The 9,793-nt window shown below is 55.7% G+C and carries 7 protein-coding genes; all 7 read left to right on the plus strand.

Going from position 1 to position 9,793, the window contains the following annotated elements:
- Window positions 1-1,772 (plus strand): type VI secretion system tip protein TssI/VgrG (gene tssI / locus Q7O77_RS10265; protein ID WP_304166611.1); only part of this gene is annotated, 1,772 nt, incomplete at its 5' end.
- On the plus strand, window positions 1,769-2,566 hold the full coding sequence (locus tag Q7O77_RS10270; protein WP_304166614.1) for a DUF4123 domain-containing protein: 798 nt from the start codon (window positions 1,769-1,771) through the stop codon (window positions 2,564-2,566). The genes tssI and Q7O77_RS10270, both read left to right, overlap by 4 nt.
- Window positions 2,566-4,560, plus strand: a complete 1,995-nt coding sequence (locus tag Q7O77_RS10275; protein ID WP_304166617.1) for a DUF2235 domain-containing protein — start codon at window positions 2,566-2,568, stop codon at window positions 4,558-4,560. The genes Q7O77_RS10270 and Q7O77_RS10275 overlap by 1 nt, the downstream gene beginning before the upstream one ends.
- Entirely contained in the window at window positions 4,557-5,258 is a 702-nt protein-coding gene (locus tag Q7O77_RS10280; protein WP_304166620.1) for a DUF2931 family protein, read from the plus strand. The genes Q7O77_RS10275 and Q7O77_RS10280 overlap by 4 nt, the downstream gene beginning before the upstream one ends.
- A gap of 259 nt (window positions 5,259-5,517) precedes the next feature.
- Window positions 5,518-5,784: a type VI secretion system PAAR protein gene (locus Q7O77_RS10285; RefSeq protein WP_085652575.1), complete on the plus strand. Its 267-nt coding sequence runs from the start codon at window positions 5,518-5,520 to the stop codon at window positions 5,782-5,784.
- Between the two features lie 715 nt (window positions 5,785-6,499).
- A complete protein-coding gene (locus Q7O77_RS10290; RefSeq protein ID WP_304166622.1) occupies window positions 6,500-8,482 on the plus strand; it encodes a PTS mannitol transporter subunit IICBA in 1,983 nt (660 codons plus the stop codon).
- Window positions 8,483-8,553: 71 nt separating this feature from the next.
- The gene (locus tag Q7O77_RS10295; RefSeq protein ID WP_304166625.1) at window positions 8,554-9,699 is read left to right on the plus strand and encodes a mannitol-1-phosphate 5-dehydrogenase; all 1,146 of its coding nucleotides are present in this window, start codon (window positions 8,554-8,556) and stop codon (window positions 9,697-9,699) included.
- The last annotated feature ends 94 nt before the right edge of the window (window positions 9,700-9,793 follow it).

The following is a 9,793-nucleotide window of genomic DNA, read 5'->3' on the forward strand; positions in this document are numbered from 1 at the left end:
GCTTTCGGCGCACGCGTTATCAGGCGGTGGTGCGCCCGGCGCTGTGGCGGCTGGGGCTTCGCACCAACGCCCGCATCTTCCAGGCACAGAAGCCGGAGGAGATTATCAGCTTCCTGTTGCAGGAAGCGGGTATTACCGACTTCGCGTTCGCGCTGCGCAACGAACACGCCCAGCGGGAATACTGCGTGCAGTACCGCGAGAGCGACCTGGCGTTTATCGAACGTCTGGCGGCGGAGGAAGGGCTGTTCTACTTCCACGAGTTCGGGGCAGGCAAACACCGGGTGGTGTTCGCGGACGATGCGGTGGCGCTGGGCAAAGGCCCGGACCTGTTCTTCAATCTCGCCAATCAGGGCCTGTCGGAAGGCGCGTATGTGCGCCAGTTCAACTACCGGGAAGCGGTACGCACGGCGGAAGTGGAGCTGAAGGACTACAGCTTCAAAACCCCGGCCTATGGCCTGTCGCACAAGAAGCTGGGCGAAGAGCTGGACCATCAACGCGAGAGCTACCAGCACTACGACTACCCGGGCCGCTTCAAAAAAGACCCCAGCGGCAAGGCGTTCAGCTGTCACCGGCTGGATGCGCTGCGCGCTGATGCGGTCACCGGTCAGGGCAGTTCGAACGCCGGGGCATTGATGCCGGGGAGCGCGTTCACCCTGACGGAGCACCCGAATCCGATGCTGAACATCAGATGGCAGGTGGTGAACGTCACCCACATCGGCACCCAGCCGCAGGCGCTGGAAGAAGAAGGCGGCGGTGAGCCGACGATGCTGACCAATACCTTCGGCGTGGTGAAGGCCAGCACCACGTGGCGTCCCGCGATGCCGCACCGCCCGATGGTGGATGGTCCGCAAATCGCCACCGTGGTTGGCCCATCAGGCGAGGAGATTTACTGCGATGAATACGGCCGGGTAAAACTACAGTTCCCGTGGGACCGCTATGGTGCAAGCGATGACCAGAGCTCGTGCTGGGTGCGGGTGAGTCAAGGCTGGGCGGGCGGTCAGTACGGTATGGTGGCCATTCCGCGCATCGGCCACGAGGTGGTGGTGAGTTTTCTGGAAGGTGACCCGGACCAGCCGCTGGTGACGGGAAGAACGTTCCATGCCACCAACCGTCCTCCTTACGATCTGCCTGAGCATAAAACGCGAACGGTATTACGGACCGAAACGCATCAGGGAGAAGGCTTCAATGAACTGCGCTTTGAAGATCAGGCCGGAGAGGAGGAGATTTACCTGCATGGTCAGAAAGATCTCCGTGCGATGGTCGAGCACGACGTCGTCTGGCATATCAGGCACGACGCGCATACGGAGATTGATAACGAGCGGGTGGCCCGCGTCAAAGCCAACGACCACCTCACGGTAGAGCAGGAAAAGCGCGATCATATTCAAGGGGATTACTCGCTGACCGTCGATGCCTCCATGCACCAGAAATTAGAGCAGGCTTGGCTGGTTGATACGGGTCAGGAAGTACACGTAAAAGCGGGCGCCAAGGTGGTTCTTGAAGCGGGTGCAGAGTTGACGCTGAAAGTCGGAGGAAGTTTTATCAAAATTGACCCCTCGGGCGTGACCTTAGTCGGCCCATCGATCAAGATGAACTCAGGGGGGAGCGCAGGCAATGGCACGAGTTGGGCGGGGCAGCCCCCCAACCTGCCAGGTGAAGTTGGGGTTCCTCCTGCGCCGCCAGCCTCATTGCCTGCCCCCGCCATTCATAAAAGCATGGAGTCGATAGCACCCCTTGCCAAGCCTTGTCCCCTTGCCAAAGGGGGTAAAGCATGAGTGTGAGTACTTGGCTAACGAAACATAAAGGTAGGTTGTTTGCGATCGTGGACGGTGCGGCAGACCGTTCGGTGGTGGCGCGTTTCTATGAGCTAAGTCAGGGTGAGGCGGCCCCTATTTTCGCCGGGACTGCTTTTAGTGATCAAGCGGCTCTGGGGCCTTGGTTACTGTCCAATCCTTCACCTGCATTTGTGGAAGCGTCACCTGAGCTGAGTGGTTTTTATTGGGTGAGCGAACAGCCGATTGACGTGGTACGTCGTCACTTACAAAGCCTGATACAGGTTATCCATGAAGGCGAAGCCGTGTGGTTTCGCTTTTCTGAACCTCAAATTTTCCTGCCGATGTTCAACGCGATGAGCGCCGAAGAGCGAGATGCGATTATGGGCCCTTGCGCCGGGATGTGGCTCAACGGCACCGAGTTTTTACGTACGCCCGGAGTTCCATTTCATCCTGCTTTGGCGTCCCCTTGGTTTCATATCCAACCTCATCACTTGGCGCCGTTATATGACGAGAATCGACACGCCTATATTCTTCGCCGACGGCTTTGGCAAGTTATGACAAGCATGATGGAACGCCATCCCGACCCGGCGGGCACGATTTTACCGATTCTCAGGCAAGCGAATGCTGAGAAGCTTGAGGGGGATGTGCTTGACGGTGTGGTGGCTGGCGTCTTGACCTTGCAGACCGGCCTTCTTCTGGAAAGTATTCGAGAGCCGCTAATGCTGACCGACGCCGAATGGGCTCAGGTTAATCACTGGATGGCGCAGCATAATGAATTGATAGGAGTCCATTGATGGCGGCAGATCCTTACTGCATTCCCTGCGAACGTTACGAAAACTGGATAGAGATTGATATTCGCGATGAGCACAATCAATCATTCGAAGGATTGAAAGCAACATTGACAGATGAAACCGGCAAGTCGGAGACAGTGGCACTTAAGGATGGGCCTACGCTGGCGCGCGGTTTTGCCGTCGGCCCAGTGACCGTGAAGCTGGAGACGTTGCCTTGGCTTAAGGCAGCTCAGTCACGCGAGAAACTGAAAGACGGGGAAAGTACGGTGCCAGCTTATGCCGTGGAGCGTGTTGGTCACGATTCAACGAAACGCGAACATGTTAAAGCGACCACCGGCGATCTCTGCTTGACCCCGGCCGAGCCTGCTTTGCCGGAAGCACATCAGGAAGGGAAAGCCGGCAACGTGCGGTTCTATACCAATCATTCTTACGTTATCGAGGTGAAAGGCTACCAGATCAACGTATTGCGTATCGGCGTCTTTTTTGACGGTACCGGGAACAACAACTCTAACGCCGAGTCAGGTCTAAAAAAAGTCGAGCAGTGGCTGCTAGAGACCTGCTCAGATCCGGCGCAGCGGGAGAAAGAACTGCGCGGTTGCGAAAGGGGACAACTACCCATCGGCGGCAGTGCGGCTAATGATATGACTAATGTGGGGAAGCTCCACGAGCAATATCTTTTTGGGGCTAAAACCTTGAGTGCTCATACCTACGTCAGCGGCATTGGTACTCGCGACCCGGTAGCAGGAAAAGATGAGTTGGAATACCGGGCAGACGACACGCTGACGCAAGGGCTGGATTTGGACTTTGTGGGTGAAGATACGTCGATTATTGGCAAAGTCGATCTCGCGTGTGGGCAAGGGATCGTTGCCGCGATAATGCGCGATTTGGAAACGGTTTTGCCCAGTATTGATTGTATCCATCGTGTTGTCTTCGACGTGTTTGGTTTTAGCCGTGGAGCGGCGGCGGCACGGCATTTTGTAAACGTTATCGATCAGAAAAACGACCACCCGTTGGTGCAGGCGATAGCAAATAATGAGGCTATCCGCCTGAAGGCGGGTTTTGACTGGAGCAGTCGTGAAAATGTGCGTATCGCGTTTGTCGGCATTTTTGATACGGTCGTGTCGTCGTTCAACTCCCGAGTCAACACGCGGCTGCGGGATGACAGCGCGGAGCGGGTGGTACATTTGACCGCACTGGATGAGGTGCGTAAACACTTCCCACTGACGCGGATCACCCCTACGGCCGCCGGCACCAGCATCCCGCCGCACTTTACCGAACTGGCGCTGCCGGGAGCGCATTCGGATATCGGCGGTGGATATTATAGCCGCTGGAGCCTGTCTAATCCGAACAGCGATCCTGCGTTGACCGAGTGCATCGAACTGGAACGCTTTATGAGTGAGGAAGACGCTTCGATGCCAGATATAAGCAGCCGAGCCTATCAAAAAGCGCGTGCCTACGCGGAAGAGAAAATCGCGCTGGGCTGGGCCGATCGCCTTGAGCCTGTTTTGTCGCGAAGCTCTACGCCGCCGTTAGGGGCGATCGGTTTGCTTCCCTACTCATTTATCCGACGCCGTGGTAAAGATGATGCCTGGCCTAAAAAAGCCGTTTATGTGGAGGTAGTGATGCGCCGGGTGGTTGAGGGGGAATATTCCCGTATTCCGTTGCATATGATGCTGGAGGCCGGGCGCGCAGCAGGGGTTCCATTCAAAGCGTGGCGATCAAAAGATAAAACGCTTCAATTGGAGTCGCTTTCTGCCAAGCAACCAATAATAAATCTGACAAAATTGGATGAACACTGGGCACAGACGGCAATCGAGCAAGGCATGATCGGGGACCTGAGTAAACAGTTGTCTTCATCGGTGTACCGGGCATTGCGTCGTAACTATCTTCACCATAGCGCCAATAACCAGAGCATAGCCAATCCGGCCAATACGAGTAAAAGTGAGCCTTCCGTTAGCAAGGAGCGGCGGCGTTTAATCGGGAATGAGGAGGCATGATGTTGAGATACTTTTTCCTTTCACTGGGCATTTGCATGTCGCTGATGGCATGTTCAACGGGAAATGCGGCAACAAGAGCCAATTGGAGTTACGGTTCAGGCAGCAATATTGATAGTTTTTGCACGACCAAAGCGATTTTTTATCTCCATGGGAAAACGGTTTTTAGTTATCCTGGGGGAGGATGCAACGCTGGCGCGCCGCATAAAGACATCATAGAAAAAAAATATTATTGGTCTGGGGGAGGAGGACTACCTACCGATGGTGTCCCTGTTCCTGACAAGGCTGAGATAGAAATGGTGTCCTTTCATGATCGTAAGCGATATCGGATCGACGTGGATTTACCGGCGGATTTAGCACAGCGGATGCAGAAGCGCTATCAAATTAGCGGACGAATTGACCAACGCAGTTGGCTTTATTTTGGTCTGGCGCCCGGGGGATATTATGAGGTGCTTTTGAAAGGCGACAAGTTGAGAGTCAAGCCGGACCTGCTGCTTGCCCGTGGCATCGCCAAAGAAGTGGCTGATGACTGGTACGATAAGAAAGTCTCTGTGGCAGAACAATATGGCATCGACGATTTTGACAAAGAGTACGGCGACCTCTTCAAACAACACCCCATCCCTAAGGGCATGGCGTGGGCTCCCATCATGGACGGCTATCGCGCCAAACAACCTAAAACGGACCAACAGCCGGTTAATTAATCACAGCAAACTGCACTCGATGGGTTGAGACATACTATGCTGCGTTGCCCTGTGGCATTCGCCGCATCATCTTTACGGCCAATATCTCCAGCAAGAAATTGGCGTCGGCCAGTGAACGGCGGTGTTTAATCTAGGCTCAGGATGTACGCTATTTCGTCAGATTTGGCTCGAATTGAACTTGATCGCGTCATTATGTTGACTTAAAGCGACGACTTTTAATCCCATCGCATCATCAGATCAATAATGGAGAAATAAAATTATGGGAAATGCGGTTAAATTGGGCGACATCGATACGGGGCACGATAGCCATCCTCCGACGTCAGTTATGGCTGGCTCTTCCACGGTTAAGGTGGATGGCCTTCCTCTGGCTCGCCAAGGTGACCCTTTAGCCGCTCATGGTCACGCACGTAACATCAGCGGTGGTTCATCAACGGTCAAGGTGGATGGTAAGCCCGTCGCGCGTACCGGCGATGCCGTGGGATGTGGGGGGGTATTAATCGGTGGAGGTACGGTCACTATCGGGTAATTTTTTCGACGTGATACCCCAACCCATCAATATTTAAAACCAACGTATCACTAGCCGAAAGTCAGCGAGCTGCGGTGGACTCTTCATCCGAGGCGCAAGATATTACGACCGGATCATCACGTGTCAGCCCTTTCACTCTGTTTCCCTGAAGGGGCTATGACCTTGACCGGCGCGGTCTTAGGCGCGATGCAGTCAGCTAGTCTGCTATGGTTTCAAATCTCCGCCTTATCTACCAGTTTCAAATCCTCGCCTTATCTACAACCGATCCTTCGTTACATTCTGGTGTTTCTACTCACTCCATCCGGTAATTAAATTACATTTCTCCCCACATTCTCCGCCGAAATGGAGAAAGGAAAGCCTTGGCCTATATTCAGGACTCTGAATCGAACGGTGCAATGTGATGCAAGTCACAATGTTAAAACAAAGTTACCAAATTGAAGTGTGATATGAGTCACGAAAGAGGGGCGCTCGAACGCTCATTTTTAACAATGTAGCTGACTTTCAGATCTGATTTGTGATGAGGATCGCGTGAAATCCCACCTGAGATGGGGTAAATGAGTGATCTCAGTCACAAATTCCCCTCGGGGTACTGGGGGCGGAAACGGCGTGATAGAGTCGATTTGTCTACAGAACGACCGATGGTTTTTGGCGAAACCATCTCACTATTACGACGCGCACCGTCCCTGAGCGCGTACCACCGAGGGGAGTAAGTTTTATGCTATCACCAACTGTTAAGGTCAAGATACAGAATTTTGGCCGCTTCCTCAGCAACATGGTGATGCCCAATATCGGCGCATTCATCGCCTGGGGCTTAATCACCGCGCTGTTTATTCCTACCGGCTGGCTGCCGAATGCAACCCTGGCCAAGCTGGTCGAACCCATGATTACCTACCTGTTGCCGTTGCTGATTGGGTATACCGGCGGTCGGTTGGTCGGCGGCGAACGCGGCGGGGTAGTGGGCGCTATCACCACGATGGGCGTCATCGTCGGCGCAGACATGCCGATGTTTATGGGGGCGATGATGGCCGGACCGCTGGGCGGCTGGGCAATCAAACGCTTCGACCGCTGGGTGGATGGTAAAATCAAAAGCGGCTTCGAGATGCTGGTGAACAACTTCTCGGCCGGGATTATCGGGATGCTGCTGGCGGGGCTAGCCTTTTTAGCCATCGGCCCGCTGGTCTCCTCCCTGTCTAAAGTGCTGGCGACCGGGGTCAACCTGCTGGTACAGGACAACCTGCTGCCGCTCACCTCCATTTTCGTGGAACCGGCCAAAGTGCTGTTCCTCAATAACGCCATCAACCACGGAATTTTCTCCCCGCTCGGCATCCAGCAGGCAACGGAAACCGGCAAATCGATCGTCTTCCTGATTGAAGCCAACCCCGGACCGGGGCTCGGTCTGCTGCTGGCCTACATGTTCTTCGGCAAGGGCAGTGCAAAACAGTCCGCGCCTGGCGCCGCCATCATTCACTTCTTCGGCGGTATCCATGAAATCTATTTCCCCTATGTCCTGATGAATCCGCGTCTGATGCTGGCGGTGATCCTCGGCGGTATGACAGGCGTTTTCACGCTGACGTTGTTTAACGCGGGACTGGTCTCTCCGGCCTCTCCCGGCTCGATCTTTGCGGTCTTGCTGATGACGCCGAAGTCGTCGCTGATCGGCGTGGTGCTCTCCATCTTGATGTCGGGTCTGGTCTCGTTCCTGGTCTCTGCGGTGATGCTGAAACGCGTGCCGGTAGGCGATGAGGAAGACAACGGACTGGCGGACGCGACCCGTCGTATGCAGAACATGAAGCAGAAATCGAAAGGCAGCAAAGCGCCGGGCGCGGCCCAACCACAGCCTGTGATGCGCGCGACGCTGGATGCTTCTCAGGATTTGAGTTTGGTGCGACGCATCATCGTGGCCTGTGATGCTGGCATGGGGTCGAGCGCGATGGGCGCGGGCGTGCTGCGCAAGAAGGTGAAGGATGCCGGACTAAACCATATCTCTGTCAGCAACATGGCGATTAACAGCCTGCCGGACGATGTCGATCTGGTCATCACCCATCAGGATCTCACCGCAAGAGCGTTGCAGCATGCGCCGCACGCGATTCACCTCTCTCTCAGCAACTTCCTCGACAGCGGCTTGTACAACGAGCTGACGACCCGGCTGTTGGCGGCGCACCGTCCCGTGGCGGCGAATGATAACCGGCTGATTAATCAAACGATTGTGGCGGCTAATGACGACTGGTTCGATCCGGCGGAGCATGAAACCAACCTGTTCGAACTGGGTGAAAACAACATTTTCCTTAACCTAAAGGCTGACAGTAAAGAGCAGGCTATCCGTTTCGCGGGCGAGCAGCTGGTCGCCGGGGGATATGTGGAGCCCGCCTACGTCGAGGCCATGCTGAAACGTGAGGCCATGACTTCCACCTATCTGGGCGAATCCATCGCCGTGCCGCACGGCACCGTTGAAGCCAAAGACCGCGTGCTGCGCACCGGAGTCGTGATTTGCCAATATCCGCAAGGGGTGCGGTTCGGCTCCGAGCCGGACGACGTCGCGCGGCTGGTGATTGGGATTGCCGCCCGCAATAACGAACATGTTCAGGTGATTGCGCGTCTGACCAATGCCCTGAATGACGACGGCATCATCGAGCGGCTGGTGGAAACCCGCAGTGTGCAAGAGATGCTGGTGCTGCTCTCCGGCGAACGCGTGGCCTAAGGCCCGTCGGACCGGCGTTGACCGGTCCGTGCGTTCAGCTCAACGGTTTTGACAAGATATCGAGGTCTACAATGAAAGCGATTCATTTCGGTGCAGGCAATATCGGTCGTGGCTTCATCGGCAAAGTTCTGGCGGACGCCAAGTCCGAGCTCATTTTTGCCGACGTCAATCAGCCGCTGGTGGATCAACTGGCCCATCAGCAGCACTACGAAGTGCATGTTGTTGGAGAAGCGTCGCATGTCGAACAGGTTAACCGCGTCAGCGCAGTGCATAGCGGCAGTCCCGACGCCATTAATGAAATCGCCCGCGCGGACATCATCACGACCGCCGTCGGGCCGCAGGTGTTGAGTAAAATTGCCGGGACGCTGGCGCAAGGGCTGATTGCGCGGCATGAACGCGGCAATCAGCAACCCCTGAATATCATCGCCTGCGAAAACATGGTGCGCGGGACCAGCCAGCTGCGTCAGCATGTCATGGCGGCGTTGCCAGAGACCTTGCATTCGTGGGTCGACGAGCATGTGGGATTTGTGGATTCGGCCGTGGACCGCATCGTGCCGCCCAGCCCTGCGGCGAACGACGATTCGCTGGAGGTGACGGTCGAAACGTTCAGCGAATGGATTGTCGACAGTACCCAGTTCAAGGGCGATTTGCCGGTCATCGCAGGCATGGAACCGACCGCCAACCTGATGGCCTATGTTGAGCGCAAGTTGTTTACGCTCAATACCGGCCACGCTATAACCGCGTATCTTGGGTGCCTGGCGGGTTACCGGACGATCCGCGAAGCGATACTCGACGACGCGGTGCGCGCGGTGGTAAAAGGCGCGATGCAGGAAAGCGGCGCGGTACTGATTAAACGCTACGGGTTCGATCCGGCGCAGCATGCGGCCTATATCGACAAGATCCTCAGCCGTTTTGAAAACCCGTATCTGCACGATGACGTAGAACGCGTGGGCCGTCAGCCGTTGCGTAAGCTGGGCGAGGGTGACCGGTTGATCAGGCCGTTGCGTGGTACGCTGGAATACGGTCTGCCGCATCGTAATCTATTGATCGGTATCGCTGCGGCGCTGAAGTATCGTAGCCTTGATGATGTGCAGGCGCGTGAAATGGCGGCACAGATTGAGGAGCACGGCGTCGAACATGCACTGATCCAGATCGCCGGACTGGAAGATCGCCCCGAGGTTGTCACGCAGGTGGCAGCGTTGTATCACTCCCTGTAACGCAAGGTGAAAAACGATACCGATGCCAGAACACAGTTATTCTCCCGCAGATAAACGTCGGGTGGCGGCTTCCGAGCCGAACCCGGCGCAGGAA

Origin of the sequence: Lonsdalea britannica (assembly GCF_946477055.1) — a bacterium.
Taxonomy (GTDB): domain Bacteria; phylum Pseudomonadota; class Gammaproteobacteria; order Enterobacterales; family Enterobacteriaceae; genus Lonsdalea; species Lonsdalea britannica_A.